General features: G+C 65.1%; 25 protein-coding genes, 1 tRNA gene and 1 other RNA gene. 8 read left to right on the top strand and 19 right to left on the bottom strand.

What is annotated here, in order from left to right; genetic code table 11:
• Nucleotides 1-97: 97 nt before the first annotated feature.
• Nucleotides 98-2,836: a preprotein translocase subunit SecA gene (gene secA, locus V3596_RS17130; protein ID WP_334279015.1), complete on the bottom strand. Its 2,739-nt coding sequence runs from the start codon at nt 2,834-2,836 to the stop codon at nt 98-100.
• Nucleotides 2,837-3,068: 232 nt separating this feature from the next.
• Between secA and V3596_RS17125 the strand changes: the two genes are divergently transcribed.
• A complete protein-coding gene (locus V3596_RS17125) occupies nt 3,069-3,389 on the top strand; it encodes a hypothetical protein (protein ID WP_334279014.1) in 321 nt (106 codons plus the stop codon).
• Between the two features lie 71 nt (nt 3,390-3,460).
• Here the strand turns inward: V3596_RS17125 and V3596_RS17120 are convergent.
• The 6 genes from V3596_RS17120 to petA form a co-directional block, all read right to left on the bottom strand.
• Nucleotides 3,461-3,536 (bottom strand) — tRNA-Thr (locus tag V3596_RS17120).
• Between the two features lie 68 nt (nt 3,537-3,604).
• Nucleotides 3,605-4,192: a ClpXP protease specificity-enhancing factor gene (locus V3596_RS17115; RefSeq protein ID WP_334279013.1), complete on the bottom strand. Its 588-nt coding sequence runs from the start codon at nt 4,190-4,192 to the stop codon at nt 3,605-3,607.
• 16 nt (nt 4,193-4,208) lie between these two features.
• Entirely contained in the window at nt 4,209-4,826 is a 618-nt protein-coding gene (locus V3596_RS17110; RefSeq protein ID WP_282828862.1) for a glutathione S-transferase N-terminal domain-containing protein, read from the bottom strand.
• A 114-nt stretch (nt 4,827-4,940) separates the two neighbouring features.
• A complete protein-coding gene (locus V3596_RS17105) occupies nt 4,941-5,723 on the bottom strand; it encodes a cytochrome c1 (RefSeq protein WP_334279336.1) in 783 nt (260 codons plus the stop codon).
• A 29-nt stretch (nt 5,724-5,752) separates the two neighbouring features.
• Entirely contained in the window at nt 5,753-7,162 is a 1,410-nt protein-coding gene (locus tag V3596_RS17100; RefSeq protein WP_334279012.1) for a cytochrome b, read from the bottom strand.
• A gap of 18 nt (nt 7,163-7,180) precedes the next feature.
• Nucleotides 7,181-7,777: a ubiquinol-cytochrome c reductase iron-sulfur subunit gene (gene petA / locus V3596_RS17095; protein WP_334279011.1), complete on the bottom strand. Its 597-nt coding sequence runs from the start codon at nt 7,775-7,777 to the stop codon at nt 7,181-7,183.
• A gap of 159 nt (nt 7,778-7,936) precedes the next feature.
• On the opposite strand from petA, the gene mscL reads away from it, so the two are divergent.
• Both mscL and V3596_RS17085 read left to right on the top strand, forming a co-directional pair.
• Nucleotides 7,937-8,377, top strand: coding sequence for a large conductance mechanosensitive channel protein MscL (mscL, locus tag V3596_RS17090; protein ID WP_334279010.1), 441 nt, complete (start codon nt 7,937-7,939; stop codon nt 8,375-8,377).
• A gap of 172 nt (nt 8,378-8,549) precedes the next feature.
• On the top strand, nt 8,550-10,946 hold the full coding sequence (locus V3596_RS17085; RefSeq protein WP_334279009.1) for a DUF1631 family protein: 2,397 nt from the start codon (nt 8,550-8,552) through the stop codon (nt 10,944-10,946).
• 417 nt (nt 10,947-11,363) lie between these two features.
• Here V3596_RS17085 and pdxA read toward each other — a convergent pair whose 3' ends face one another.
• Together pdxA and V3596_RS17075 are read right to left on the bottom strand one after the other, a co-directional pair.
• On the bottom strand, nt 11,364-12,365 hold the full coding sequence (pdxA, locus tag V3596_RS17080; protein ID WP_334279008.1) for a 4-hydroxythreonine-4-phosphate dehydrogenase PdxA: 1,002 nt from the start codon (nt 12,363-12,365) through the stop codon (nt 11,364-11,366).
• Nucleotides 12,362-13,105 (bottom strand): Nif3-like dinuclear metal center hexameric protein, encoded by a 744-nt coding sequence (locus V3596_RS17075; protein ID WP_334279007.1) that lies wholly within the window; start codon nt 13,103-13,105, stop codon nt 12,362-12,364. Before V3596_RS17075 ends, pdxA begins: the two co-directional genes overlap by 4 nt.
• A gap of 14 nt (nt 13,106-13,119) precedes the next feature.
• Here V3596_RS17075 and V3596_RS17070 point away from each other — a divergent pair, with 14 nt between their 5' ends.
• The gene (locus V3596_RS17070; protein WP_334279006.1) at nt 13,120-14,292 is read left to right on the top strand and encodes a S1C family serine protease; all 1,173 of its coding nucleotides are present in this window, start codon (nt 13,120-13,122) and stop codon (nt 14,290-14,292) included.
• A gap of 12 nt (nt 14,293-14,304) precedes the next feature.
• Here V3596_RS17070 and tatC read toward each other — a convergent pair whose 3' ends face one another.
• From tatC to V3596_RS17030, 8 genes are all read right to left on the bottom strand, one after another.
• Complete coding sequence (tatC, locus tag V3596_RS17065) at nt 14,305-15,078, bottom strand: twin-arginine translocase subunit TatC (RefSeq protein ID WP_334279005.1); 774 nt, start codon at nt 15,076-15,078, stop codon at nt 14,305-14,307.
• Nucleotides 15,075-15,554 (bottom strand): Sec-independent protein translocase protein TatB, encoded by a 480-nt coding sequence (tatB, locus tag V3596_RS17060; RefSeq protein ID WP_334279004.1) that lies wholly within the window; start codon nt 15,552-15,554, stop codon nt 15,075-15,077. The genes tatC and tatB overlap by 4 nt, the downstream gene beginning before the upstream one ends.
• 18 nt (nt 15,555-15,572) lie before the next feature.
• Nucleotides 15,573-15,797: a Sec-independent protein translocase subunit TatA gene (gene tatA, locus V3596_RS17055; RefSeq protein WP_334279003.1), complete on the bottom strand. Its 225-nt coding sequence runs from the start codon at nt 15,795-15,797 to the stop codon at nt 15,573-15,575.
• A gap of 60 nt (nt 15,798-15,857) precedes the next feature.
• Nucleotides 15,858-16,205: a histidine triad nucleotide-binding protein gene (locus V3596_RS17050; protein ID WP_334279002.1), complete on the bottom strand. Its 348-nt coding sequence runs from the start codon at nt 16,203-16,205 to the stop codon at nt 15,858-15,860.
• 7 nt (nt 16,206-16,212) lie between these two features.
• On the bottom strand, nt 16,213-16,548 hold the full coding sequence (locus tag V3596_RS17045; protein WP_334279001.1) for a phosphoribosyl-ATP diphosphatase: 336 nt from the start codon (nt 16,546-16,548) through the stop codon (nt 16,213-16,215).
• Nucleotides 16,545-16,934: a phosphoribosyl-AMP cyclohydrolase gene (gene hisI / locus V3596_RS17040; protein WP_334279000.1), complete on the bottom strand. Its 390-nt coding sequence runs from the start codon at nt 16,932-16,934 to the stop codon at nt 16,545-16,547. The genes V3596_RS17045 and hisI overlap by 4 nt, the downstream gene beginning before the upstream one ends.
• A gap of 95 nt (nt 16,935-17,029) precedes the next feature.
• Complete coding sequence (locus V3596_RS17035) at nt 17,030-17,479, bottom strand: NUDIX domain-containing protein (RefSeq protein ID WP_334278999.1); 450 nt, start codon at nt 17,477-17,479, stop codon at nt 17,030-17,032.
• Entirely contained in the window at nt 17,472-18,398 is a 927-nt protein-coding gene (locus V3596_RS17030; RefSeq protein ID WP_334278998.1) for an ATP-binding protein, read from the bottom strand. The genes V3596_RS17035 and V3596_RS17030 overlap by 8 nt, the downstream gene beginning before the upstream one ends.
• Nucleotides 18,399-18,440: 42 nt before the next feature.
• Here V3596_RS17030 and rnpB point away from each other — a divergent pair.
• The 3 genes from rnpB to V3596_RS17015 all read left to right on the top strand — a co-directional run bounded on the left by rnpB (nt 18,441) and on the right by V3596_RS17015 (nt 21,184).
• Nucleotides 18,441-18,827: RNase P RNA component class A (rnpB, locus tag V3596_RS17025), an RNA gene on the top strand.
• Nucleotides 18,828-18,946: 119 nt separating this feature from the next.
• Complete coding sequence (locus V3596_RS17020) at nt 18,947-20,161, top strand: multidrug effflux MFS transporter (protein WP_334278997.1); 1,215 nt, start codon at nt 18,947-18,949, stop codon at nt 20,159-20,161.
• Nucleotides 20,162-20,215: 54 nt separating this feature from the next.
• Nucleotides 20,216-21,184, top strand: coding sequence for a carbonic anhydrase (locus tag V3596_RS17015; RefSeq protein WP_334278996.1), 969 nt, complete (start codon nt 20,216-20,218; stop codon nt 21,182-21,184).
• A 12-nt stretch (nt 21,185-21,196) separates the two neighbouring features.
• Here V3596_RS17015 and V3596_RS17010 read toward each other — a convergent pair whose 3' ends face one another.
• Nucleotides 21,197-23,479, bottom strand: a complete 2,283-nt coding sequence (locus V3596_RS17010; RefSeq protein WP_334278995.1) for an ATP-binding protein — start codon at nt 23,477-23,479, stop codon at nt 21,197-21,199.
• A 123-nt stretch (nt 23,480-23,602) separates the two neighbouring features.
• On the opposite strand from V3596_RS17010, the gene V3596_RS17005 reads away from it, so the two are divergent.
• On the top strand, nt 23,603-25,240 hold the full coding sequence (locus V3596_RS17005) for a response regulator (RefSeq protein WP_334278994.1): 1,638 nt from the start codon (nt 23,603-23,605) through the stop codon (nt 25,238-25,240).
• Nucleotides 25,241-25,244: 4 nt separating this feature from the next.
• On the opposite strand, the gene V3596_RS17000 is transcribed toward V3596_RS17005, so the two are convergent.
• Nucleotides 25,245-26,510 (bottom strand): putative Na+/H+ antiporter, encoded by a 1,266-nt coding sequence (locus V3596_RS17000; RefSeq protein WP_334278993.1) that lies wholly within the window; start codon nt 26,508-26,510, stop codon nt 25,245-25,247.
• Nucleotides 26,511-26,569 lie beyond the last annotated feature (59 nt).

Genomic DNA, 26,569 nt, shown 5'->3' with positions numbered 1-26,569 from the left:
TGAGTGCGCATGAGAGGGTGTGGCGCGAATTGTAGGCAGGCCACAAGACAAAGGGGCTTCCGATGGAAGCCCCTTTTGGGTCTTGCTATTCAGTCGCTCAGGACAGCTTGCCGTGGCAAGCCTTGAACTTCTTGCCGCTGCCGCAAGGGCAGGGATCGTTGCGACCCACGCCCATCATCTGCTCAGGCGCAAGTTCCTTGTCTTCCGACACCGAGCCATCTTCATTCGGATGCGTGTAGGTGACGTTGCTGACATTCTCGGCCTGCTGCTCCAGCGCGGCGGCGGCCAGGGCGGCTTCGTCCTTGCTCTGGATGCGCACATTCATCAGCGTGCGCGTCACTTCCAGCTTCACCACGTCCAGCATCTGCGAGAACAGCTCGAAGGCTTCACGCTTGTATTCCTGCTTCGGGTTCTTCTGCGCATAGCCGCGCAGATGGATGCCCTGGCGCAGGTAGTCGAGCGAGGCCAGGTGCTCGCGCCAGTGCTGGTCGATGTTTTGCAGCAGCACCATGCGCATGAAGGGCGTGAACTGCTCGGCGCCGACCTGGTCGAGCTTGACCTGGAAGGCAGCGTCGGCAGCCTTCACCACCAGCTCGAGGATCTCGTCATCGGTGATGGAGTCACTCTTCTCGACGGCGGCCAGCAGGCCCACGTCCAGCTGCCATTCGTCGTGCAGCACACGCTCCAGCGCGGGCAGGTCCCACTGCTCTTCCAGGCTCTCGGCCGGCACGAAGGTACGCACCACGTCTTCCAGCGCGCTGGCGCGCAGGTTGGCGATCTGGGCAATCAGGGTCTGCGCCTCGAGGATGTCGTTGCGCTGCTGATAGATGACCTTGCGCTGGTCGTTCGAGACGTCGTCGTACTCGAGCAGCTGCTTGCGGACGTCGAAGTTGCGGGCCTCGACCTTGCGCTGGGCGCTCTCGATCGAGCGGGTCACGATGCCGGCCTCGATGGCTTCGCCCTCGGGCATCTTCAGGCGGTCCATGATGGCTCGCACGCGGTCACCCGCGAAGATGCGCATCAGCTGGTCGTCCAGCGACAGATAGAAGCGCGAGGAGCCCGGGTCGCCCTGGCGGCCCGAACGGCCGCGCAGCTGGTTGTCGATGCGGCGGCTTTCATGGCGCTCGGTGGCGATGATGCGCAGGCCACCCTCGGCCTTGACCTTGTCGTGCAGGCCCTGCCATTCGTCCTTCAGCTGCTGGATGCGTGCGGCCTTGTCGGCCTCGGCAATCGCTTCGTCGGCCTCGATGAACTGCACCTGCTTCTCGACATTGCCACCCAGCACGATGTCGGTACCGCGACCGGCCATGTTGGTCGCAATGGTGATCACGCCGGGGCGGCCGGCCTGGGCCACGATCTCTGCTTCCTTGGCGTGCTGCTTGGCGTTCAGCACTGCATGCGGCAGCTTGGCTTGCTGCAGCAGGGCCGAGATCAGCTCGGAGTTCTCGATCGAGGTGGTGCCGACCAGCACCGGCTGGCCGCGCTCATGGCAGTCACGGATGTCGGCAATGACCGCCTGGAACTTTTCCTGCGAAGTCTTGTAGACCAGATCCAGCTCGTCCTTGCGGATGGTGGGGCGGTTCGGCGGGATGACCACGGTCTCCAGGCCGTAAATTTCCTGGAACTCATAAGCCTCGGTGTCGGCCGTGCCGGTCATGCCCGAGAGCTTGCCGTACATGCGGAAGTAGTTCTGGAAAGTGATCGAGGCCAGGGTCTGGTTCTCGCTCTGGATCTGCACGCCTTCCTTGGCCTCGACGGCCTGGTGCAGGCCATCGCTCCAGCGCCGGCCCGTCATCAGGCGGCCGGTGAATTCGTCGACGATCACGACCTCGTCGTTCTGCACCACGTAGTGCTGGTCCTTGTGGAACACGTGGTGGGCGCGCAGCGATGCATACAGGTGATGCATCAGCGTGATGTTGGCAGCGTCGTAGAGCGACGCGCCCTCGGCCAGCAGGCCGGCCTGGCTGAGGAACTTCTCGGCGTTCTCGTGGCCGTCTTCGGTCAGGTAGATCTGGTGCGACTTCTCGTCCACCGTGAAGTCGCCAGGGACCTCGACGCCTTCGCCGGTGCGCAGGTCGAGTTCGCCGATCTGCTTTTTCAGCAGCGGTGCCACCTGGTTGATCGCGAGGTAGACGTCCGTCTGGTCTTCGGCCTGGCCGGAGATGATCAGCGGCGTGCGGGCTTCGTCGATCAGGATCGAGTCCACTTCGTCGACGATCGCGTAGTTCAGCTTGCGCTGCACCCGGTCCGCCACCTCGTAGACCATGTTGTCGCGCAGGTAGTCGAAGCCGTATTCGTTGTTGGTGCCATAGGTCACGTCGGCGGCGTAGGCGGCCTGCTTTTCTTCGCGCGGCATCTGCGGCAGGTTGATACCCACCGTCAGTCCGAGGAAGTTGTAGAGCTTGGCCATCCACTCGGCGTCGCGGCGAGCCAGGTAGTCGTTGACGGTCACCACATGCACGCCCTTGCCGGCCAGTGCATTCAGGTAGACCGGCAGCGTGGCCATCAGCGTCTTGCCTTCGCCGGTGCGCATTTCGGCGACCTTGCCACTGTTCAGCACCATGCCGCCGATCAGCTGCACGTCGAAGTGGCGCATCTTCAGAGCGCGCTTGGAGCCTTCGCGGCAGACCGCAAAAGCCTCCGGCAGGATGGCGTCCAGCGTTTCGCCGGCGGCCACACGCTGCTTGAACTCTTCGGTCTTGGCCTTCAGTGCCGCGTCGTCGAGCTTTTCGAACTGGGGCTCCAGCGCATTGATCTGCTGGACGATGCGGCGGTAGCCTTTGAGCAGTCGCTCATTGCGGCTACCGAAAATCTGGGTAAGAAGCTTGGGCAACATGCGGCTTGAACAATGACTTGTTGGTCTGTGGCGCGGGCTTTTGACCTGCGTGCTGGGCGCCCGGGTCTGGCCGCGTGGCGAACGATGTAATTTTTGGGAGACGGCCTAGCTGGGGGCGGCGCGCGGCAACGCAAGAGTGCGTCGGCCGCCGGCCAGAGTCAGGCTGCAGAAAAACCCGCCGAGTTTAGCATCGCGCCCGACTACCCCTTGAGCCGCCCACTACACTGCGCGCATGGCCCAGCCCCGTTCCCCAGTCACGCCCGCGCCGCTGGGCATCCAGCAGGCGCTGGAGCAGCACAGCGGCCTGGCCAGGCTGGGTCTGCTCCTGCAGGAATCGAACCGCCGCATGGCCATCGTCAAGCCGGCCTTGCCCGGCGCCCTGACCCGTTTCGTGCAGCCCGGACCGGTCGACGAGGAAGGCTGGACGCTCCTGGCCGCCAATGCAGCCGTGGCCGCCAAGCTGCGCCATCTGCAGCCGAGGCTGGAGGAACTGATCCGCGAGCAGGGCCTGCGGCCGGCGCTGGTGCGCATCAAGGTGCTGCAGCAGCGCTGAATCATGAAGGGCTCTGGCGAAGAGGCAAAAAAATCGCCCCGCGTCTGTGGGACGGGGGCGATTTGCATTCTTGGTGCCGGCTATCGGATTCGAACTGATGACCTACCGCTTACAAGGCGGTTGCTCTACCAACTGAGCTAAGCCGGCTGTTCCCTTTGACGGGAGCCGCATTGTAGGGGCTGTGCGCCACCTCAAATGCGACTTGGGCCAATTTCTTACTTGATGCGCTTGAGCGCCGGGCGACCGCCGCCTGCCGGGCCGGAGGGCTCATCGCCGCCGCCTTCGGGCTTGCTGGCATCTTCAGGCTGCTTGGCCTGAGGAGCAGGTACCGCTGCTGGTGGCGGCGGTGCTTCAGCTTCAGGCGTGCTTGCCAGGCGCAGGCTGCGCAGGGAGGTCACGCTGCCGCGGGCCGGTGAGGCACCCGCAGCTGCCGGAGCCCCGGCTTCGGGCGTGCCTTCCACATTCGGTGCTGGGAAGGCCATGCCCTGGCCGTTCTCGCGGGCATAGATGGCCACCACGTGGTCCACGGGCACGAGGATCTCGCGCGCAACGCCGCCGAAGCGGGCCTTGAACTGGATGAAGTCATTGCCCAGTTCCAGACCCGAAGTGGCGTCGAAGCCGACGTTCAGCACGATCTCGTTGTTGCTCACGTACTCCATCGGCACCTGCACCATGCGGTCGACATGGACCGCGATGTAGGGCGTGAAGCCGTTGTCGGTGCACCAGTCGTGCAGGGCCCGGATCAGGTAGGGCCTTGTCGACGTGCTGGGGCTGCCGGCGCCTTTGTCGCTCGTGGAATCCATGTGGAAACTGCCGCGCTTACTTGCGCATCACCTTCTCGGACGGGGTCAGCGCCTCGATATAGGCCGGACGCGAGAAGATGCGCTCGGCATACTTCAGCAGCGGCAGGGCGTTCTTGGACATGTCGATGCCGTAGTAGTCCAGGCGCCACAGCAGCGGAGCGATGGCCACGTCGAGCATCGAGAAGTCGTCGCCCAGCATGTACTTGTTCTTCAGGAAGATCGGCGCGAGCTGGGTCAGGCGGTCGCGGATCTGCGAGCGGGCCTTCTCGAGCTGCTTGTCGGTCGCCTTGACCGTCGTGCCACGGCCTTCCAGCACGTTCACGTGAGCGAACAGCTCCTTCTCGAAATTGAGCAGGAACAGGCGCACGCGGGCGCGGGCCACCGGGTCTCCGGGCATCAGCTGCGGATGCGGGAAACGCTCGTCTATGTACTCGTTGATGATGTGCGACTCGTACAGGATCAGGTCGCGTTCGACCAGGATCGGCACTTCGTTGTACGGGTTCATCAGGGCGATGTCTTCGGGCTTGGCAAACAAGTCCACATCGCGGATTTCAAAGTCCATGCCCTTTTCGAACAGCACGAAGCGGCAACGGTGCGAGTAAGGGCAGGTGGTTCCAGAGTAAAGCACCATCATGACGGCGGCTCCCGAAGTTCAAAAGGTCAAAAAACAAACGCAGTGGGTGGCCGGCAGACCGGCCCCACTGCGTGACGGGGCCCAGGACCAAACCCTGAGCCCGCAGCTTACTTCTTACTTGACGTCTTTCCAGAACGCGGCGTTCAGGCGCCAGGCGATCACGGTAAAGACAGACAGGAACAACAGCACGATCACGCCGAGGCGGAAGCGCTGGCCCTGGGCAGGCTCGCCCATCCACTGCAGATAGGCCACCAGGTCGCCAACGGCGCTGTTGAACTCCTGCTCGTTGAGCTTGCCCGGCGTCACTTGCTCGAAGCCGCGGAACACATGCGTGGTCTTGCTGTGGTCATGCGGGTCAGCCACTTCCTCGAACTTGGCAGCGCGCTGGCCTTGCAGCTCCCACAGCGCATGCGGCATCGCCACGCTCGGGAAAGCCAGGTTGTTCCAGCCGGTGGCCTTGGTGTCGTCGCGGTAGTAGGTGCGCAGGTAGGTGTAGAGATAGTCTGCACCCGAACCCTTGGAACCATCAGCGCGCGAGCGAGCCACCACGGTCAGGTCAGGCGGCACGGCGCCGAACCATTCCTTGGCCTGCTTGGCGTCCAGCGAGACCTTCATCAGCTCGCCGACCTTGTCGGAGGCGAACATCAGGTTCGACTTGATCTGCAGCTCCGTCAGGCCGAGGTCCTGCAGGCGGTTGTAGCGCATGAAGGCTGCCGAGTGGCAGTTCAGGCAGTAGTTGACGAACAACTTGGCGCCGTTTTGCAGCGACGCCATGTCGGTCATCTTTTCCTTCGGGAACTTGTCCCATTCGATGCCGCCGCCGGCAGCCTTGGCTCCGGACACCAGACCGGCGCCAAGCGCCAGCGAGGTCAGCAACGTAGCAATGAACTTTTTCATCATTCTTGGAACTCCGGTGCTGTGGCTTGTCAGTGGGCGTGGAAGGTAATGCGGTCGGGCACTTGCTTGAAGGTCCCGAGCTTGCTCCACCAGGGCATCAGCAGGAAGAAGCCGAAATAGAACAGCGTGCCGATCTGTGCCACCAGGGTGCCTATGTCGGTCGGCGGCTGGATGCCGAGGTAACCCAGCACCAGGAAGAACAGCACGAACACCGTGTAGACATAGGTGTGCCAGGTCGGGCGATAGCGGATCGACTTGACCGGGCTGTGGTCCAGCCAGGGCAGGAAGAACAGGATCACGACCGCGCCGCCCATCACCACCACGCCCCAGAACTTGGCGTCGAAGGTCTTGAGCAGGCCGATGCCGACGAGCGCGGCCACCAGCACGGCGAGCTTGCCCTTGCCGGCGAAGTTGCCCTTCAGCACAGCCAGCACGGCACCCAGGCCGATGAGGCCGCACAGCACATTGACCATGGTGTCGGTCGTGGCGCGCAGCATCGAGTAGAACGGCGTGAAGTACCAGACAGGCGCGATGTGCGCAGGCGTCTTCAGCGGGTCGGCCGGGATAAAGTTGTTGTACTCGAGGAAGTACCCACCCAGCTCAGGCGCGAAGAAGATGATGGCGCAGAAGGCGATCAGGAACAGGCTGACACCGAAGATGTCGTGCACCGTGTAGTACGGATGGAAGGGAATGCCGTCCAGCGGATGGCCGGCGGCGTCCTTCGGAGCCTTCGGGCCCTTGATCTCGACGCCGTCCGGGTTGTTGGAGCCCACTTCATGCAGCGCAATGATGTGTGCAACCACCAGGCCCAGCAGGATCAGCGGCACCGCGATCACGTGGAAGCTGAAGAAGCGGTTCAGGGTGGCATCGCTCACCACGAAGTCGCCGCGGATCAGCAGCGCCAGGTCCGGGCCCACGAAGGGCACGGCGGCGAACAGGTTCACGATCACCTGGGCGCCCCAGTACGACATCTGGCCCCAGGGCAGCAGATAGCCCATGAAGGCTTCGCCCATCAGGCACAGGAAGATGCCGCAACCGAAGATCCAGACCAGCTCGCGCGGCTTGCGGTACGAACCATAGAGCAGGCCACGGAACATGTGCAGGTACACGACGACGAAGAACGCCGAGGCGCCCGTCGAGTGCATGTAGCGGATCAGCCAGCCCCAGGGCACATCGCGCATGATGTACTCGACCGAGGCGAACGCCAGGTTGGCATCCGGCTTGTAGTGCATCACCAGGAAGATGCCGGTGACGATCTGGATCACCAGCACCAGCATGGCCAGCGAGCCGAAGATGTACCACCAGTTGAAGTTCTTCGGAGCGTAGTACTCCGACATGTGCTCCTTGTACATCTTGCTGGCCGGGAAGCGGTTGTCCACCCAGGTCATCAGCTGCGTGGCGATGGAGGCGCCAGCGGGAGCTTCTTTGAATTCAGCCATTTTTTACCTCTGTCCTGTTCAGGCTTTTTTGTCTTCACCAATCAAGATCTTGGTGTCGGACAGGTAAATGTGAGGTGGCACTTCGAGGTTGTCGGGTGCCGGCTTGTTCTTGAACACGCGGCCGGCCAGGTCGAAGGTCGAGCCGTGGCAGGGGCACAGGAAGCCGCCATGCCAGTCGTCCGGCAGCGAAGGCTGCGGGCCGGTCTGGAACTTGTCGCTGGGCGAGCAGCCCAGGTGCGAGCAGATGCCCACGGCGACGAAGAACTCGGGCTTGATCGAGCGGGCTTCGTTCTTGGCGTACTCGGGCGTCGGGTAGGCCGTACGTTCCGACTTCGGGTCGGCCAGTTGGCCATCGATGCCTTTCAGCCCCGCGAGCTGCTCGGGCGTTCGGCGCACGATCCACACGGGCTTGCCGCGCCATTCGACGGTCTTCTTCTCGCCGGGCTTGATGTCGCTGATATCGACTTCCACGGCGGCACCGGCGGCTTTCGCGCGCTCGGAAGGCGTGAAGGTACTGACGAAGGGTACGGCTGTTGCAACGCCGCCGACGGCGCCGGCACAACCGGTGGCGATGAGCCAGGTGCGCTTGCCTTGGTCCACTTGCTGGTCACTCATGAGGGTCCTCGAACGAGACTTCTGATCTGGGGCAGCCGGGGATTCTAAGGGATGCTGTCAAGCCCTCGGTCCTCAGCCAGCCACAAACCTCTGGTTTGGCCCGATTCGCCTGCTCCTGTGGCATGCACAATGCCAAAGATCAACTTTCCTGGAGGCCTCATGGGCGTGATGTCGGAGTTCCGCGAGTTTGCGGTCAAGGGCAATGTGGTCGACCTGGCGGTCGGTGTGATCATCGGCGGCGCCTTCGGCAAGATCGTCGACTCGATGGTCAACCACCTGATCATGCCCTTGGTGGGGCGAGTGGTCGGCGGCCTGGATTTCAGCAACTACTTCATCATGCTGGCCAGCCCGCCGGCGGACTTCAAGGGCCCGATGACCTTTGACGCCCTCAGCAAGGCCGGGGTGCCGCTGTTTGCCTATGGCAGCTTCCTGACCGTGCTGCTGAACTTCATCATCCTGGCCTTCATCATTTTCATGATGGTCAAGCAGATCAACCGCCTGAAGCGCGACAGCGCCCCGGCCCCGGCCCCGGCCGAGCCGCCAGCTACGCCGGAAGACATCCAGCTTCTGCGCGAGATCCGCGACTCGCTCAAGCGCTGAACCCCTGATCCCGCCTCGGGGTGGCGGTAAGTGAAAGTTACCGCTGCCTGGAGTGTTAGCTTTTTGGCGACGCCGGGCGCATAGCGTCCCTGGGTTGGACTGTGAGTCCTCTTGAATCGGGTGATACTTGCGTTCACGTGGCTTGTACGCCACAAGGCCCAGCCGGACCCCAATGAACCCGCCCGACCTCAGACTCAACCCTCATCTGGAGGCCGCCCTCCAGCGTATTCGCACCGCTGCCGAGCAGGCCGCCGAGCGTGGCGCCGAGGGCATGGGCTTGTCGGCACTGTCGGCCAGCCAGACCAAGCGCCGTGACGAACTGCTGGCGGCGCAGTTTCTGTTCCGCAAGCAGCAGGTCGTGTTCGGCCAGCACTTCTATCAAAGCCTGCGTCGGCAGCTGGCTGCCCAGCGCAGCCCCGAAATGGCGGCCGCACCGGCGCCCAAGAAAAAAGACTGGACCGAGCTGTCGCTGATGGGCGACGAGCAGCTCGAGTCCATGGTCCAGGCCGACCGCATCGGCATGGCCATCGGCCATCAGAGCGAATGGGAGCTGCGCGAAGTCGACTCCTACATTGCCAATCTGTCTGGCAATGAGCGCAACCCCTTGCGCCCCGAGGTGATTGCCCAGGGCCTGCTCGACGGGGTCAATTCGGTCACCGAAGACCCGGCGGTCCGCCAGGTGCTCACCGATGAATTGACGCGTGCGCTCTCGCAGGAGATGCGCGCCTGCTATGCCGACATCGCCGAGCTGTTCCGCAGCCGTGGCCTGCGGCCGCAAGACTTGCGGGTGCGCGCGGGCGTCGATCCGCTGGGTCATTCGACCCGGGGCAGCGGCCACAGTGAGCAAGGCGGCCTGGATGGCCCGGATGCCGGGCCGTCGGGCCGTGGCAATTGGGGTGGCGGCCAGCGGGGCGGTGGCGGATTCGGCAACAGCATGCACGGCGGGCTGGGCGGCATGCCGGGCGGTGGCCGGCGTGGTGGCGGCGGTGTTGGCGGGGGTGGATTTGGCACCGTCGATGCACAGATGATGGACCTGCTGCGGCGCCTCTCCCATATGCCCAGTGGCCACGGCGGCCTGGCTGGTGGCGGTGGAGACTACAACAGCGGCTGGGCCGAGGACTACGGCGACGGGCAATGGAATGGCGGCGGCGGCATGGCCGTGAGCCTGCCGCCCAATCTGATCGTCCAGCACCGCGAAGAGCTGCGCCAGGCTTCGACCGGCAACCTCGACCACATGGTCATCGACGTGGTTGGCAGCCTGTTCGACCAGATCCTGTCCGACCCCAAGGTGCCGCCGCAGATGGCGCGCCTGATCGCCCGGCTGCAGCTGCCCGTGCTGCGTGTGGCGCTGGGCGACAACAGCTTCTTCTCCACGCGCAAACATCCGGTGCGCCGCTTCGTCAATCGCATCGCCTCGCTGGCCTGCGCCTTCGACGACTTCAGCGAAGACCCGGGCAAGGCCTTCCTGAGCCATGTGCGCGACCTGGTGCAGGACGTGGCCAATGGCGACTTCGATCGCATGGACGTCTATGAGTCCAAGCTCGATGCGCTGGAGCAGTTCATCGGTCAGCAGGCTTCGGCCTCGCTGCAAGCCCAGGGCGATGCCACGCTGCTGGTGGCCCGCAAGGAAACCGATCTGCGCCTGCAGCAGCGCTACATGCAGCAGCTGCAGCAGCAATTGGCGCCGGTGCCGATGCACAGCTTCCTGCGCGATTTCCTGGCGCAAGTCTGGAGCCAGGCCATCGTGCTGGCCGCGCGCGACGAAAAGCAACCCGAGCGCGCGCAGCGCCTGCGCCAGCTGGGCCGCCAGCTGGTGATGAGCGTGCAGCCCAAGGCGGGCAGCGATGCGCGCAAGACCTTCCTGGCCGAGCTGCCCATCCTGATGCGCACGCTCAACGAGGGCCTGGACCTGATCCAGTGGCCCGAGGCCGCGCGCAAGCCCTTCTTTGGCCAGTTGCTGCCGGCCCATGCAGAGTCCCTGAAAGTCGCAGCGCTGACGGCGCTGGACTACAACCTGCTGGCCAAGCAGCTGGACCAGGTGTTCGGCGTCGCGCCGCCGGAAGAGAAGGACCTGCCGGCCGCCACATCGCCGGTTGATCTGCCGGAAGACACCGATCTTGGCAGCCGCCTCAGCGCCGCCGAGGCGCAGCGCATCGGCCTGATGGATGAGACCAAGGTCGACTGGAGCGGCAAGGTCGATATCGACTTGGCGGCCGAGGCGCCCCTGCAGGCGGTGGACATCAGCATCGATGGCCTGCCGGCGGTCGAGGATGAGCCAGACCCGAATGCCGGCGTGCTGCTGATCGACCATCTGCAGCTGGGCTTCGCCTACAACATGCTGACCGGCGACGACTGGCACAAGGTGCGCCTGGCCCACATCAGCGCCGGCCGCAGCTTCTTCATCTTTACCGAAGGCAGCAAGCACCAGCAGACGGTCACCATGACCGCGCGCATGCTCAAGCGTCTGTGCGAATCGGGCCGTCTGCGCGCCTTCGAGAACGCCTATCTGCTGGAACGCGCCACGGCGCGTGCCCGCAAGCAGCTGGCGGCGCTGGGCGCCAAGGCCTGAAGCCCCAGTGTGCCCAAAGTACTCATGGCCGAAGTAGAGGTCTCCTGGTGTGAGACCTCCAGCTGCAGCATGCTGCTAGTGGAGGATAACCACAGTCGCGCTGGCCACGGCTATCAAATCTACGGTCAGGGCAAGCCACCGCAGGCGCTTTTCGGGATACAGCTGCTCTAGCCCAGCGCCTCTTTTTTCAGCCAAGAAGAAGAGCAGGGAAAGTACACAGCAGAGTATCGCGACTGCAGGCTCGAGGGCGCTCATTGAGCGCTGCAACATCGCTATCCAGGCGAGCGCGCCTAGCGCCAAGGGCCCCCATCTGGCGCCCAGCATGATCAAGCGTGTGGACATGACGATTTGCACCTGGTGTCCATTTTGTTCGCCAACGGGCGCTGAGGCGAATTTTCCATCCACATACTTGCCGACTCAGATGCGGCTGAGGCGACTTGCCAAGGCCAGCGCTGCACGCAGGCTTGACTCGTCCGCAAGGCCCCTTCCGGCAATATCGAATGCCGTGCCATGGTCCGGGCTCGTGCGCACGAAGGGCAGGCCCAGCGTCACGTTGACGCCTTGCTCCACGCCCAGGTACTTCACCGGGATCAGGCCATGGTCGTGGACCATGGCGACCACCGCATCGAACTCGCCCCGGCGGGCACGCATGAAGACGGTGTCCGGCGCGAAGGGGCCGCTGGCGGCCATGCCCTCGCTCTTTGCCTGCTGAATGGCCGGCGCGATGAATTGAATTTCCTCGTCACCGAACAAGCCGCCTTCGCCGGCATGCGGGTTGAGGCCTGCCACGGCAATCCTCGGCTTCTCGATGCCGAAGAGGCGCAGTGCTGCATCGGTGATGCGCAGGGTCTGCAGGACGGAATCGAGAGTGATTGCCTCGATCGCCTTGCGCAGCGACATGTGGATGGTCACCAGGACCGTGCGTAGCTCTTCATTGGCCAGCATCATGCGCACCGGTGGCAGTGCCTCGCCGGGCTTCGCGGCGAGCGCCTGCAGCATCTCGGTGTGGCCGGGGTAGGGCACGCCGGCTGCGTGCAAGGCTTCCTTGTGGATGGGTGCAGTGACGATGGCCCGGCCCTGACCAGCCTGCACGGCGCGCACGGCCGCCTCGATGCAGTGTGCGGCGGCGGCGCCAGCGCGGGCATCGACCTTGCCCAGCGGGCAATCTGCAAGGTCGAGCGGCAGGCCTGCGGGCTGCCAGAGCGGCAGGCTGCACGGCGGTGCCGGTTCATCGGGGCGGTCCAGCAACGCCACGGGCAACGTCATGCCCAATTGCCTGATGGCTCGGCGCATCACGTCGGCGTCACCGATGACGCAGACATCTTCGGGCGGGTGCGCCAAGGCCCAGAGCTTGGCAATGATCTCCGGGCCTATGCCAGCGGCATCGCCCATCGTTATCAGGATTGGCTTCCTGCTCATGCCGGATTGGGCAGGTCGATGAACTGCTGCTCCAGCCCGAACTGGCCGGCCAGGTGCTCGCCCAGCGCCTTGATGCCGTAGCGCTCGGTTGCGTGGTGGCCCGCGGCCACGAAGGCCACGCCGGTTTCGGCTGCCAGGTGCGCCTGCGGCTCGGAAATCTCGCCGGTCACGAAGACGTCGGCCCCGGCGGCGATCGCGGCTTCGAAGTAGCCTTGCGCGCCGCCTGTGCACCAGGCGATGCGGCGCAGCGGGCGGCCGTCCCCCGCCGCGACGGTGGGTTCGCGGCCCAGCACCAATTGCAGTTGTTGCTGAAGTTCGGTCAATGTCTGTTCGGCCAACGGGCCGACAAATCCCAGGTCCTGTTCGCCGAAGCGGCCATCGGCCTGCCAGCCGAAGCGCCCGCCGAGCTGCGCGTTGTTGCCCAGCGATGCATGCGCATCGAGTGGCAGGTGGAAGGCGAACAGATTGACCTCGGCCGACAACAGCTTCTGCAGCCGTTGCTTCATCCAGCCGGTGACGCGGCCGTCCTGGCCGCGCCAGAACAGGCCATGGTGAACGAGCAGGGCGTCTGCGCCGGCGTCAATCGCCGCCTCGATCAGTGCGAGGCTTGCCGTGACGCCGCAAACCAGCTTGTGGACCTCGCTGCGGCCCTCGACCTGCAAACCGTTCGGCCCATAATCCTTGAAGCGTCCGACCTCGAGCAGTGTGCCGAGGTAGCGGTCGAGTTCGGTGCGTTGCATGGTGGGAGCTCTTGGTGCGCAGACTTTGGCTGATTTTCGCCCAGGCCACGACGGTGGCATTGGCGGTGTTGTTTGTGATCGCGACGCTCAAGCCCGACTGGCTGCGCCGTCCCGAGCTCAAACCGCTGCGCCAGAGTCTAGGCGCATCGGCACCTCTGAAGCTCACCAGCAATCCGCCGCGTGAAGCGAGTGCTTCCCGCGAAGACGGCCACGGCCTGCGTGCTGCCGCCCGCAATGCGGCACCGGCGGTGGTCACCATCATGGCCAGCAAGGCACCGGCGCGTGACAAGCAGGACCCCTGGTTCCGTTTTCATGAAGGCCTGCGCGGCGAGGTGCAGCGCTCGCCGCAGGTGGGCCTGGGCTCGGGCGTGATCGTCACCGCGGACGGCTACCTGCTCACCAACAACCATGTCGTCGAGGGCGCGTCCGACATCGAGGTGCGGCTGAACGACGGTCGCCAGGCCAAGGCCGAACTGGTGGGTACCGACCCTGAAACGGATCTTGCCGTGCTTCGGGTCGGCTTGCGCGATTTGCCGGTGATCGAGTTCGGTCGCATCGAGGAGCTGGCGGTGGGCGATACGGTGCTGGCCATCGGCAACCCGTTCAATGTCGGCCAGACGGTGACGTCGGGCATCGTCAGCGCCATGGGCCGCAAGGAACTCGGCATCAACATCTTCGAGAACTTCATCCAGACCGATGCGGCGATCAACCCCGGCAACTCTGGCGGCGCGCTGGTCGATGCCGATGGCGCGCTGGTGGGCATCAGCACGGCGATCTATTCGCGTTCTGGTGGCAGTCTCGGCATCGGCTTCGCGATCCCGGTCAGCACGGCACGCCAGGTGATGGAGTCGCTGGTGCGTGATGGCCAGGTCGCGCGCGGCTGGATTGGTGTGCAGACCCGCGAGCTGAACGAGGAGTTCATCGAGGCCTTCAAGCTGAAGGTGCGCGAGGGCGTGCTGGTCAGCGGCGTGCTGCTCAATGCGCCCGCAGAGAAGGCCGGCATCAAGCCGGGCGACGTGGTCACCCGCGTGGCCGGCACGCCGGTACGCAGCCCTGGTGAATTGCTCACCGCAGTGGCTGCTCTTGCGCCCAAGTCGAAGGCGCAAATTTCAGTGCAACGGGGCGACAAGGCCCTGCAGATCGAGCTGCTGGTGCAGCAGCGACCGCGGCCGCCGGCCAAGGAGTGAAGGGCCGGGGCCTCAGGCCTCGGTTTCCGCCTCGACCCGCTTGGGCTTGATGAAGAGCTTGGTCGCCATGATGCCAATCTCGTAGAGCAGGCACATCGGAATCGCCAGCGCCAGCATCGAGACGACGTCGGGTGGCGTGATCAGCGCCGAGACCACGAAGGCCACGACGATGAAATAGCTGCGGAAGGTCACCAGCTGTTCCACCGTCACCATGCCCACCTTGACCAGCAGTACCACCACGATGGGCACCTGAAAGGCCAGGCTGAAGGCGATGTAGAGCCCGAGGATGGCCTCCACATAGGAGGCGATGTCCGGCGTGGCCGCGACCGAGGCCGGTGTCATGGCCTGGATGAAGGCGAACATCCGGTCCAGCACGAAGAGCTGGACGAAGGCGATGCCGGCATAGGCCAGCAGGCTGCCGAAGAAGATCAGGGGCAGGGCGAAGCGCTTCTCATGGCTGTACAGCCCTGGCGCCACGAAAGCCCAGGCCTGATAAAGCAGCCAGGGCAGCGCCAGCAGCATCGCCGCCATCAGGAGCACCTTCAGCGGAATGAAGAAGGGCGAGAACACGCCGACAGCGATCAGCTTGGCGTCCACCGGCATGTGGGCGCGGATCGGCTGTGCCAGGAAGTCGATCAGACCGCTGGCGCCCGGCCAGATGGCCAGCGCTGCCACCGCCACCGCCAGGCCGTAGACGGCCTTGAGCAGGCGGTCGCGCAGCTCGATCAAATGGGAGACGAAGGGCTGCTCGGTGCCCGCCAGTTCGTCTTCTTTCTCAACTGTCATGTCGATTTCCGTGGCCGAAAGCGAGCCACGCGAGCGGCACCGGACTGGACGTTGCGGCGCACGCCCTCGCGCTGCTTGTACCACTGGGGCGTGGCGCCGCGTTTGAGTCGCCAGTTCTTCTTGGGCGATAAATAGCGGGGCGGCGCAATGCTGTGGCCCAGATAGTCAGGGTCGCTGCCGCTGCCATCTTCGAGCCCGGACCAACTGGACTCGAACACCTGGCCGGCGCTCGCCACCTCCTGGCGTACCGACTGTTCCATGTCCTGGGCAGCGGTTTCCATCTGGGTCTTCATCTTCTTGAGCTCGTCGAGCTCGATGGAGCGATTGACCTCGGCCTTGACGTCGGCCACATAGCGTTGGGCCTTGCCCAGCAGGTGGCCCACGGTGCGGGCCACGCGCGGCAGTTTTTCCGGCCCGATGACGATGAGCGCCACCGCGCCGATCAGCGCCAGTTTGTCGAAACCGAAATCAAGCATGCAGCGGCGCGGACCTGATCAACCCTTGGTCTTGGCTTCGACGTCGACGGTGTTGGCGTCGTTCGTCTTGTTGGCCGTGACTTGCTGTGGCGGCGTGTCGGCAGCGCCGTCCTTCATGCCGTCCTTGAAACCCTTGACGGCAGAGCCGAGGTCGGAGCCGACATTCTTCAGCTTCTTGGTGCCAAAGATCAGCACGACGACGACCAGCACGATCAGCCAGTGCCAAATGCTGAGTGAACCCATGGTGTTTCTCCAGAAAACGTTTGAGAGATTCTAGTTGGCCTGTGTGACAGGCCCCGATTGCTAGCCTTTGAGCCAGGGGCGAGGGCCGCCCATGACGTGCATGTGGAGGTGATAGACCTCCTGGCCGCCGTCAGGCCCGGTGTTGATCACGGTGCGGAAACCGTTGCCGACACCCAGCTCCTTCATCAGCCTGGGCGCCAGCAAGAGCATGCGGCCAGCCAGCTCGGCATGTTCGGTGCCGAGCTCCGCGTGCGTGGCGATGTGCTGCTTCGGGATGATCAGCACATGGACGGGCGCCCACGGATGGATGTCGTGAAAGGCGAGCAGGTGCTCGTCTTCATAGGCCTTCTTCGAAGGAATCTGGCCCGCGACAATTTTGCAGAAGATGCAGTTCGGATCGTGCGACATGGCTGCTTCAGTTGTGAGGACGTTGTGCAAATTCCTGCAAACCGGACAGGCCTTCGCGGCGGGCCAGCTCGGCCAGCACATCGGCCGGCTTCAGGTCGAAGGCGGCTAGGGCAATCATCGAATGGAACCACAGGTCGGCCACTTCGTAGGTCAGCTTCCGGGCGTCGCCGTCCTTGGCTGCCATGACCAGCTCGGTGGCTTCTTCGCCGACCTTCTTCAGGATCGCGTCCAGCCCCTTGTCGAACAGCTTGGCCACATAGCTGCCCGCGGGGTCGCCGCCATTGGCCGGCTTGCGCGATTCGATCACCTCGGCCACGCGGGCCAGCACTTGCTGCTCGTTCATTTGTAGATGCTCTCGGGGTCTTTCAGCACCGGCTCCACGGCCTGCCAATTGCCCTTCTCCAGGCGCTGAAAGAAGCAACTGTGGCGGCCGGTGTGGCAGGCAATGCCGGGTTCATGGCCCTGCTGCGTGATCTTCAGCAGCACGACGTCGTTGTCGCAGTCCAGGCGCATCTCATGCACCACCTGCTTGTGGCCGGATTCCTCACCCTTGTGCCACAGCTTCCTGCGCGAACGGCTCCAGTAGACGGCTTCGCCGAGCTCGGCGGTGCGCGCCAGTGCCTCGCGGTTCATCCAGGCGAACATCATCACGTCGCCGCTTGAATGCTCCTGTGCGATGACGGGCACCAGGCCGTCGGCGTCCCACTTGATTTGATCGAGCCAGTTCATCGCGGAAGTGTACTCAGCAGGCGCCGGGCCGCCCCAAGCCTGCTGAGCGCCCTCCTGGAGGGCTGCGGCCTCAGGCCGCTGGGGTGTCAACATGTTCAGCCGACATGCGTGATGCCGCTGTGTGCCCTCTCGGCCGCGAACCATTGCAGCACCGGAATCGTGCCCGGCAGCACCGGCTGCAACTGCACCGGCAGCGTCTGCCAGGCCATGGCCTGCTGCTCGCGCATTTCGAACTCGCCCTGCCACTCGTAGACCTTGCAGAAATGCAGGCGCACGCGGGCATGGGGGTAGTCCATCATCTCGACCTTCCACGGGTGCGCGGCGCCAATGGTGATGCCGAGCTCCTCATGCAGCTCGCGCCGCAGCGCCTGCTCCACCGTCTCGCCGGCCTCCAGCTTGCCGCCCGGAAACTCCCAGTAGCCGGCGTAGACCTTGCCTTCGGGGCGCGAGGTCAGGAGGAACTGACCTTCGGCGCCAGCGGCATCGCGCTGCACCAGCACGCCCACGGCCACGTCCACCGGGACGCGTTCTTCTTGTTCAGACATGGTCCAGACCTTCCGGCGGAATGCTCTTGTTGTTGCCTGTGGCTGCCGCAGGTTCGGTGCCGCCGCGCCCCGCCAGGTCGCGGGCGAACTGATAGGCCACGCGGCCCGAGCGAGAACCACGCTCCAGCGCCCAGATCAGCGCGCCCTGGCGGGCGGCCGCGATCGCTGCTTCATCGAGGCCGAAGAAGCGCAACCATTGCCCGGCGATTGCCAGGTACTCGTCCTGGCTGAAGGGATAGAAGCTGATCCAGAGGCCGAAGCGTTCGGACAGCGAGATCTTCTCTTCCACTGCCTCGCCGGGATGTACTTCACCGTCTTCAGTGTGCTTGTAGCCGAGGTTGTCGCGCATCTGCTCCGGCAGCAGGTGGCGGCGGTTGCTGGTGGCGTAGATCAGCACGTTGTCGCCGGCCTCGGCCACCGAGCCGTCCAGCATCGATTTCAAGGCCTTGTAGCCCGGCTCGCCCTCGTCGAAGCTGAGGTCGTCGCAATAGACGATGAAGCGCTCCGGCCGGCCTGAGACCAGGTCCACCAGGTCGGGCAGATTGACCAGATCGGCCTTGTCCACTTCGATCAGGCGCAGGCCCTGGCCGGCAAATTCATTCAGGCAGGCCTTGATCAGCGAACTTTTCCCCGTGCCCCGGGCGCCGGTCAGGAGCACATTGTTGGCAGGCTTGCCAGCCACGAACTGGGCGGTGTTGCGCAGCAGCTTGTCCTTCTGCGGCTCGACCTCTTTCAGGTCCGCCAGGCGGATTCGCGCCACATGCCGCACTGGCTCCAGCAGCGCGTGGCTGCCTCGCTTGCGGTAACGGAAGGCGCTGGAAGCGGCCCAATCGGGCGCTGTCAGCGGCTGCGGAAGGATGCCTTCCAGGCGTGCAAGCAGGGCTTCGGCCCGGGTGATGAGGGAGTCGACGGCGAACATGAAGCGAGTGTAGTGACAGCCCCAGGCGATAATGTTCGCCGTGAAGCAAGCCAGACCGCCGCTGGGGCAAGCGTGGAAACACGGCCCTGGAGGAAGGTCCGGACTGCAAAGAGCGGCGTAGCAGCTAACGGCTGCCCGGCGAAAGCCGAGGATCAGAGCAACAGAGACGAGTCAGACCGGGTCCGATTCGGGTGGTCTGTGACCGAAAGGTCACAGCACCCAGATCGGGCAAAGCCCGATCTGGGTGAAACGGGCAATCTCTACGCGCAGCAACACCAAGTAGGCCAGCGTTGATGCGGCTCGCAGAGCTGGCGGGTAGGTGGCACCGAGCTGGGCAGTGATGTCCGGCCCAGAGGAATGGCGGTCACAGGGCTGGATGCGCAAGCATCCGGGCCTGCACAGAATCCGGCCTATCGGCTTGCTTCACACTTTTTCCATTGCGCTGCATCGGCCCGCGCCTCGGCAGCGCACGGCCGCCGGACGCCCGCCAAATGGCGGCCGCTACACTGCTTGCGCACCCCCATCCCACCCTCCGCTGATCGCCGCCGATGAATCCTGAAGCCAGCCAACTCTGGCGCGCACCGCGCTGGGCCCTGGCCGTTCTGCTGGCCTGCCTGGGCATGGTGGGGCCGTTCTCGATCGACACCTACCTGCCCGCCTTCGCCGGCATCGCCCGCGCACTGGATGCCACGCCGGTGCAGATGCAGCAGACGCTGTCGAGCTATCTGTTCGGCTTCGCGGTGATGAACCTGTTCCACGGCGCGCTGTCGGACAGCTTCGGGCGGCGCCCGGTGGTGCTCTGGGGCATGGTGGTCTTCACCGCCGCATCGCTCGGTTGCGCCTTGTCCACGAGCATCGGCCAGCTGGTGTTCTGGCGCACGGTGCAGGGCATGTCGGCGGGCGCAGGCATCGTGGTCTCGCGCGCCATCATCCGCGACATGTTTCCGCCTTCGGAAGCGCAGCGGGTGATGTCGCAGGTCACGCTGTTCTTCGGCGTGGCCCCGGCCATTGCGCCCATGGTGGGCGGTTTCCTTTTCGTCCATGCCGACTGGCATTCGATCTTCTGGCTGCTCGTGGTCCTGGGCGTGGCCCTGGTTGTTGCCAACTGGCGCCTGCTGCCCGAGACCCTGCACATCACGCAGCGCCAGCGCTTCCACGTCGGCGACCTGATGCGCAACTACTGGCGGCTCACGACCAGCCGGCGCTTCATGCTGCTGGCGCTGGCCAGCGGCATCCCGTTCAACGGCATGTTTCTCTACGTGCTGGCGGCGCCGGTGTTCCTCGGTGAGCACCTGGGGCTGGAGCCGCAGCAGTTCTTCTGGTTCTTCTGCTTCTCCATTGGCGGCATCATGGGTGGCGCCTGGTTCAGCGGCCGGCTGGCCGGCAAGATCCGGCCACGCCGCCAGATCCGCCATGGCTTTGTGATCATGTTCCTGGTCTCGCTCGTCAATATCGGCCTGAACCTGGCCTTCCCGGCCAAGGCCTGGTGGGCGCTGCCGGTGGTGGGTGCCTTTGCCTTTGGCTGGGCGCTGATGGTGCCGGTGGTGACGCTCCTGGTGCTGGACCAGGCGCCCGACCGCCGCGGCATGGCCAGCTCGCTGCAATCCTGCATCGCCAGCCTGGCCAACGGCGTGGTGGCCGGCGTGCTGGTGCCCTTGGTGATGCATTCGACCATCGCCCTGGCCTTTGCCTCGGCCGGGATGATGATGATCGGCCTTGTCGCCTGGCATGTGGTCAAGCGCGAGGTGGCTCAAGACCGCTAGGAAAACAGCCGATGTAGAGGCCAGCAGGCCTCGTTTCGAGGCCAGGAGTGCTGCATGTCGAAATCACCGCGGGCCCTGGGCTTCGCTTTGTCCTTGGGATTGGCGCTGGCGCCGGTCTGGGCTGCCGGCCCGAAGGGGGCCAAGACTGGCGCGCCCGAAAAGGCTGAAAAGGCCGAGGCCGCAGCCAGCGCCCCGGCCAGCGAGGAGCCGCTGGACGTGCTGCGTGAGCGCCTGGCCGAGCGGCTCAAGACCGCGCCCAGGGGCGATGCGGCCAAGGTGTCTGGCCGGGGTGGTCGGGCGGATGCGAAGACGGCTGAACCCAAAGGCAAGGCCAAGGCTGAGGTGCATTGGGGCTATGCCGGCGATATCGGGCCAGAGCGTTGGGCCGAGCTGACGCCGGAGTACCGCCAATGTGCGATCGGCACCCGCCAAAGCCCGATCGACATCCGTGACGGCATCAAGGTCGACCTGACGCCGATCACGTTCAACTACAAGCCTAGCTCCTTCTCGGTGCTGGACAACGGCCATACCGTGCAGGTGAACATGGCTGCGGGAAACAGCCTGGAGGTGATGGGCAAGCGCTATGCCTTGCAGCAGTTCCACTTCCATCGTCCGGCAGAGGAGCGCATCAATGGCCGCAGCTTCGAGATGGTGGCGCACCTGGTGCACAAGGATTCTGAGGGCAAGCTGGCCGTGCTGGCGGTGCTTTTCGAGCAGGGGTCGGATGAATCCAAGCAGCCGGTGGTGCAGACGGTCTGGGCCAATCTGCCGCTGGAGAAGCACGAGGTGCTGGCCGGCCCGGGCCAGATGGACCTGAGTGAGCTGCTGCCTGCCGACAAGGCCTACTACACCTTCATGGGCTCGCTGACGACGCCGCCCTGCAGCGAAGGCGTGCTCTGGCTGGTGATGCGCCAGCCGGTGGCCTTGAGTGCGGCCCAGCTCAATGTCTTTGCCCGGCTCTACCCGATGAACGCGCGGCCGGTCCAGGCCGGCTCGGGGCGGCTGATCAAGGAGAGTCAGTAGGGGCCGAGGCCCTCAGCGCTTGCTCAGCCACAGCTTGAGCGTTGCGAACAGCTGCTCGGCCACCACGGGCTTGGCCACGTGGTCGTTCATGCCGGCGTCGAGGCAGCGCTGCCGTTCTTCGTCAAAGGCGTTCGCCGTCATGGCCAGGATGGGCACCGGGTTGCCGCTTGCGCGGATCGCGCGCGTGGCATCCAGGCCATCCATCTGCGGCATCTGCACATCCATCAAGACCAGGGCATAGGCGCCGGTGGCAGCCATGGCCACGGCCTGCACCCCGTCCTCGGCCACATCGACGGACAGACCTGCGCTGCCCAGCAGGGCCACGGCAACCTCCTGGTTCACGAGGTTGTCTTCGGCGAGCAGCAACCGGGTACCGGCGAACTTGTTGGCGAGCTCCTGCGCGGCCTGGCTGCGGCTCAAGCGCGCCTGCTGCGGCGCCGGGTTGGTCGCCTTGTCCAGCGTCAGACGGAACCAGAATCGACTGCCGCTGCCGGGCTGGCTCTCGACGCCGACCTCGCCGCCCATCAGATCGGCCAGGCGGCGGCAGATCGCCAGACCCAGGCCCGTGCCGCCATAGCGCCGGGTGGTGGAACTGTCGGCCTGCTCGAAGTCCTGGAACAGCCGGCCCTGCGCTTCTTCGGCGATGCCGATGCCGCTGTCTTCGACCTCGATCAGCAGCTGCAGCGCCGTGCCCAGGTCGCGCTCGACCTGCACTCTGATGCCGACGAAGCCGTTGTCGGTGAACTTGACCGCATTGCCGGCGAAATTGAGCAGGATCTCGGAGATGCGCTGCGCATCGCCCTGCAACTGCTGCTGCTCCAGCATCGGGTCGAGCTCTACGTGGACTTCCAGCTTCTTCTCGGCCGCGCGTTGGGCGAGCATGCCGGTGACGGTGTCCAGCACCTGGCTCAGCGAGAACTCGGCGATCTCGAGCTCGAACTTGCCGGCCTCGATCTTGGAGAAGTCCAGCACGTTGTTGATGATGGACAGCAGGTGCTCGGCGGCATCCGCCACCTTTTTCAGGCGCGCCTGCTGCTCGGCCTCGCGGCTGTCCCGACGCACCAGATAGGTCAGGCCGATGATGGCGTTCATCGGCGTGCGGATCTCGTGGCTCATGTTCGCCAGGAATGCGCTCTTGGCCAGGTTGGCTGCCTCGGCTGCCTCGGTGGCGGAAGCGAGCTGGCGGGTGCGGGCCTCGACCAGGTCTTCCAGGTGGTTGCGGTGCTCTTCCAGCTCCAGCGCGTCGCGGCGCTGGCGTGAGATGTCGGTCAGGAAACCATGCCAGAGCACGGCGCCGTCGTCTTCGGCGCGCGCAATTGCATTGCCGAACAACCAGCGTTCCGTGCCGTCGGCGTTGTGGGTGCGGAACTCCTGCTGCCAGGGCGCCAATTGCTGGGCCGAGCTCAGGAGCGAGCTCATCACCGCGCTGCGATCATCAGAATGCACCTGCTGGAACCACTGCGTCGCATCCGTGGCCAGCTCGGCGGCTGACAGGTGGAAGTAGTCGCGCACCGCCTCGCTGACGTAGCCGAACTCGAAGTGTCCATCGCCGTGGCGCCGCAGCTGGAACACCACGCCCGGCACGGTCTCGGCCATGCCCCGCAGGCGCTCGATCAGCGTCTGCTGCGCATTGAACTGCTGCTGCAGCGCGTTGCGCATGTCGCCCAGGTGCTGGCCCAGCAAGCCGATCTCATCCTGGCGCCCGGTCTGCAGCTCGGCCGAGAAGCGGCCTTGCGCCAAGTCGTTGGCGAAACCGCCCAACTGACGCAATGGCTTCATCACGCGCGAGTCCAGCAGCAGGAGCACGAACGCCAGCGAGATCGCCAGCTGCAGCCCCACGGTTGCACCGTACAGCCAGCGCTGACGGCTGAGTGCTTCAGCGGAGAGGTGGTCGTCGATCTCGATGCGGATATGGCCAATGCGCGTGCTGCCGCGATAGACGTCGCGCGCGCTGGTCAGGGTGTTGCCGCGGCTGCGTTCGGGCGCGCGCACGTCGATGAAGGGCTTGCCCTGGGAGTTGTCGGCCACGCTGATATGGACAACGTCGGGTGCCTTCATCACCGCCGCCACCACTTCGCGCGCAGCCACCTGGTCGAGGTTCCACAGCAGCTCAGGCAGGCTGCTGGCCAGCACGTCGAGCTTGGTTTCCAGGTCGCGTTCCAGCGCGGCCTGCGCCACTTGTGGCTCGCGCAGTCCTATCCACAAGCCGCCGATGATCAGGGCGGGCAGAAGCAGGCCGATGACGGCACCCGTCGCGATCGCGATAAAAAGCGAGCTGGAGGCTTTGCGACTCAAGATGGACTCATGCGGTGCGAGCTCCGGACGGCGGCTGGCCGGCAAGGGACTGGCGCGGGGCCAGACGAGGCATTATCGTGACTCAGAACAGGCTCGGCCGTGGCCTGATGGCAGGGAGTGTTTGTGACAAACCAACACCTATTGGTGTCTGCGAGGGCTGCCGTTGCCGATGCGGGACGGCTGCGCGCGCTGGTCATTGACGAGAGCGACCTCACGCGCTCGGTGCTGGCTGGCATCCTGCGCCAGCTCGGCTTGCCCATGGTGGCCAGCGCCCGCCGCCCGGAAGAGGCGCGCCGGATGATACGCAGTGCGCCGCAGCCCTATGACCTGATCGTCAGCGATTTCCATTTTCGCCAGCAAGGTGGCGACGCCATGACCGGCCAGGACCTGCTGGACGAGCTGCGCCAGGCCCGTGGCCTGCCGATGCAGACCGCTTTCATCATGGTGACCGACGAGGCTCGCTACCAACATGTGGCCGATGCGCTGGAGGGCGCACTGGACGACTACCTGCTCAAGCCCATCACCGCAGGCCAGTTCGAGGATCGCTTTTGGCTGGTGATGGAGCGCAAGGCGGCCTTCCGCGAGGTGTTTCGGGCCATCGAGGCTGGTGAGTACGAGAAGGCGGCTCAGCAGTGTGAGGTGATGTTTGCCGAGGGACAGAAGTTCCGCATCTACGCGGCCCGGATTGGTTCCGAGCTGTATCTGCGCCTGAACCAGCTGGATGCGGCCAAGCGCATGTTCGAGGCCCTGCTGGCCCACAAGGCCGTGCCCTGGGCGCGTCTGGGCCTGGCCCGCATCGAGCTCAGCACCGCCGACTCGGCCACAGCCTGTCGCACACTGGAGACCTTGCTGGTCGAGAACCCCGGCTATGCCGATGCCTATGACGTCTACGGCCGGGCGCTGCTCGAAGAGATGAAGCTGGAGGCGGCGGTTGAGGTGTTTGCCAAGGCGGTGCAGATCACGCCGGGCAACATCACGCGCCTGCAGAAGCTGGGTTCGCTGGAGCTGTTCCTGGGCCGGCCGGAAGCGGCCGTTCAGCATCTCGGTGCGGCGTTGACGCTGGGCGGGCAGTCACGCACGCTGGACTACCAGGGCGTGGTGGCGCTGGCCATCGCCTGCGTGGACCGCGAGGCCCTGGAGACTTGCGAGCGGGCCGGCCGCTTTCTGGAAGAGGCAGCCGGGCGCCATCCCGACAGCCAGCGGGTGCGCCGCCTGCGCCTGTCCAGCGAAGTGGCCCTGGCGCTGGCCCGGCGGCGCTTTGATGCGGCGCGCGCCGGCCTGGTGGCCATGGCTGCAGAGTTGAATGAGCCCGAGTTCAGCTTCGAGATGGCGGGCAATCTCTTGCAACTGCTGGTGCGCTGCGCGCCGCACTGCCCCTTGCCGGACTGCAATATCTGGGTGCGTCGGGTGGCCGAGCGCTTCTGCATTTCGCGCCCGCGCACCCGCTTGCTTGAACTGGCAGCGGCGCCGATGCCGCCGATTGAAGACATGCTGCGCGAGGCCGCCGGCAAGATCAACGAGGCCTCGCGCGAGGCCATGACCCACCTGGTCAGCAAGCAGCATGGCCGCACCTTGCAGGCGCTGGTTGAGTTGGCCGAGCGCAGCCTGAACGCCCGCATCATCAACTTGGCGCGGGCGACCCTGGAGCACCATGGCCACCATCTGGCGGCCGAAGACGCCTCGCGCCTGGGCCGGCGCATCGAGGCGCTGCATGAGGTCTATACGGACGCCGGGAGGCGTCTGGTGGAGCGCCGGTCCTGAGCCCTCAAAGCAGGCGGAAAGCCAGCACGGCCACCAGCGTCGGGCCGAGTGCGGCGGCGAGCAGGTAGAGCGGGTTGATCGTCTGGTCTTCGAATTTGCCGCGCAGGATGGCCACGCCCGCCGGGTTGGGCGCATTGGCCACGACGGTCAGGCCGCCGCCGGTCACGGCGCCCGCCACCAGTGCAATCTTGAACTCGGGCGACAGGCCTGGCACCAGCGAGCCCAGGTAGGTGAGGGCGGCGTTGTCGGTCACGGCGGTCAGCGCGGTGGCGCCGTAGAACACCGCGTCCGGGCTCATGCTCAGCAAGAGTGGTTGCAGCCACCACTGCTGCAGCCCGCCGAGCACGACGAGGCCCGCGAGGAAGAAGGCCACGAGCAACGCCTCCTTCAGGATCAGCGGGGTCTGGTGGCGCTGGTAGGCGCTGGTGAAACCGAGGAAGAACAGGAACAGGCCCATGAAGATCGCCGGATGGTGGGCGAACACCACCACGCCGGCCAGGAAGAGCAGGTGCACCGCGACCACGGTCAGCGGCACCGGTTCTTCGGTGCGGCCCTGCGATTGCGCCAGGGTCGCCAGTTCGCGGCGGAACAGCAGCGCCAACATGGCGGCATTGATGCCCACGGCCACCGCTGCCTTCCAGCCAAAATTGCTCAGCATGAAGCTCATGTCCCATTGCCAGACGCCGGCCACCATCAGCACCGGCGGTGCGGCAAATGGCGTCAGCGTGCCGCCGATCGAAATGTTGACGAAGAGCGCGCCCACCGTGGCATAGCGCAGGCGCGCCGACGTCGGCTGGGCGAACAGGCTGTCACGCAGCATCAGGGCCGCCAGCGTCATCGCTGCTGGTTCGGTGATGAACGAGCCGAACAAGGGCACCAGGCCCAGCAGCAGGATATAGAGTGCGATGCCCGAAGGCAGGGGCAGCGCCCGGGCGATGCCGCGCACCAGGTCTCCGGCGATTTGCAGCACCGGCCGGCTGGCGGCCACCACCATGATGGCGAACACGAACAGCGGCTCGGTGTAGTTGCGCGTGTCCACATAGTGCGTGGCGGCCGTCGAGCCCTCCAGTGCAAACAGGCCCACGATCAGCACCATGGCCCAGAAGCCGAACACCACCTCCACCTCGCCCAGCAGGTGGAACAGGCCGGCATGCCTGGGCCGGGTGTGGGCCAGGCGCTCGAAGAACTTGGTCGAGAAGGTGTGGATCAGCGCCAATGCGAAAAGCACGGCAGCCAGGATCTGAACTGTGGTCGGGGAGGCGCTTGTCATCGCGGCGATTCTGTCAGAGCAGGCCGGCCTCCTGGCAGCGCGTGGCCCGCTTTCGACGA

Source organism: Roseateles microcysteis (genome assembly GCF_036880965.1).
In the GTDB taxonomy this organism is placed as follows: domain Bacteria; phylum Pseudomonadota; class Gammaproteobacteria; order Burkholderiales; family Burkholderiaceae_C; genus JAUASW01.
This window is presented reverse-complemented; position numbering and strand designations above follow the sequence as displayed.

Excerpts from the sequence above, each read along its gene's own strand:
- secA (WP_334279015.1), bottom strand. The coding sequence starts at position 2,836 with ATGTTGCCCAAGCTTCTTACCCAGATTTTCGGTAGCCGCAATGAGCGA.
- V3596_RS17125 (WP_334279014.1), top strand. The coding sequence starts at position 3,069 with ATGGCCCAGCCCCGTTCCCCAGTCACGCCCGCGCCGCTGGGCATCCAG.
- V3596_RS17115 (WP_334279013.1), bottom strand. The coding sequence starts at position 4,192 with ATGGATTCCACGAGCGACAAAGGCGCCGGCAGCCCCAGCACGTCGACA.
- V3596_RS17110 (WP_282828862.1), bottom strand. The coding sequence starts at position 4,826 with ATGATGGTGCTTTACTCTGGAACCACCTGCCCTTACTCGCACCGTTGC.
- V3596_RS17105 (WP_334279336.1), bottom strand. The coding sequence starts at position 5,723 with ATGAAAAAGTTCATTGCTACGTTGCTGACCTCGCTGGCGCTTGGCGCC.
- V3596_RS17100 (WP_334279012.1), bottom strand. The coding sequence starts at position 7,162 with ATGGCTGAATTCAAAGAAGCTCCCGCTGGCGCCTCCATCGCCACGCAG.
- petA (WP_334279011.1), bottom strand. The coding sequence starts at position 7,777 with ATGAGTGACCAGCAAGTGGACCAAGGCAAGCGCACCTGGCTCATCGCC.
- mscL (WP_334279010.1), top strand. The coding sequence starts at position 7,937 with ATGGGCGTGATGTCGGAGTTCCGCGAGTTTGCGGTCAAGGGCAATGTG.
- V3596_RS17085 (WP_334279009.1), top strand. The coding sequence starts at position 8,550 with ATGAACCCGCCCGACCTCAGACTCAACCCTCATCTGGAGGCCGCCCTC.
- pdxA (WP_334279008.1), bottom strand. The coding sequence starts at position 12,365 with ATGAGCAGGAAGCCAATCCTGATAACGATGGGCGATGCCGCTGGCATA.
- V3596_RS17075 (WP_334279007.1), bottom strand. The coding sequence starts at position 13,105 with ATGCAACGCACCGAACTCGACCGCTACCTCGGCACACTGCTCGAGGTC.
- tatC (WP_334279005.1), bottom strand. The coding sequence starts at position 15,078 with ATGACAGTTGAGAAAGAAGACGAACTGGCGGGCACCGAGCAGCCCTTC.
- tatB (WP_334279004.1), bottom strand. The coding sequence starts at position 15,554 with ATGCTTGATTTCGGTTTCGACAAACTGGCGCTGATCGGCGCGGTGGCG.
- tatA (WP_334279003.1), bottom strand. The coding sequence starts at position 15,797 with ATGGGTTCACTCAGCATTTGGCACTGGCTGATCGTGCTGGTCGTCGTC.
- V3596_RS17050 (WP_334279002.1), bottom strand. The coding sequence starts at position 16,205 with ATGTCGCACGATCCGAACTGCATCTTCTGCAAAATTGTCGCGGGCCAG.
- V3596_RS17045 (WP_334279001.1), bottom strand. The coding sequence starts at position 16,548 with ATGAACGAGCAGCAAGTGCTGGCCCGCGTGGCCGAGGTGATCGAATCG.
- hisI (WP_334279000.1), bottom strand. The coding sequence starts at position 16,934 with ATGAACTGGCTCGATCAAATCAAGTGGGACGCCGACGGCCTGGTGCCC.
- V3596_RS17035 (WP_334278999.1), bottom strand. The coding sequence starts at position 17,479 with ATGTCTGAACAAGAAGAACGCGTCCCGGTGGACGTGGCCGTGGGCGTG.
- V3596_RS17030 (WP_334278998.1), bottom strand. The coding sequence starts at position 18,398 with ATGTTCGCCGTCGACTCCCTCATCACCCGGGCCGAAGCCCTGCTTGCA.
- V3596_RS17020 (WP_334278997.1), top strand. The coding sequence starts at position 18,947 with ATGAATCCTGAAGCCAGCCAACTCTGGCGCGCACCGCGCTGGGCCCTG.
- V3596_RS17015 (WP_334278996.1), top strand. The coding sequence starts at position 20,216 with ATGTCGAAATCACCGCGGGCCCTGGGCTTCGCTTTGTCCTTGGGATTG.
- V3596_RS17000 (WP_334278993.1), bottom strand. The coding sequence starts at position 26,510 with ATGACAAGCGCCTCCCCGACCACAGTTCAGATCCTGGCTGCCGTGCTT.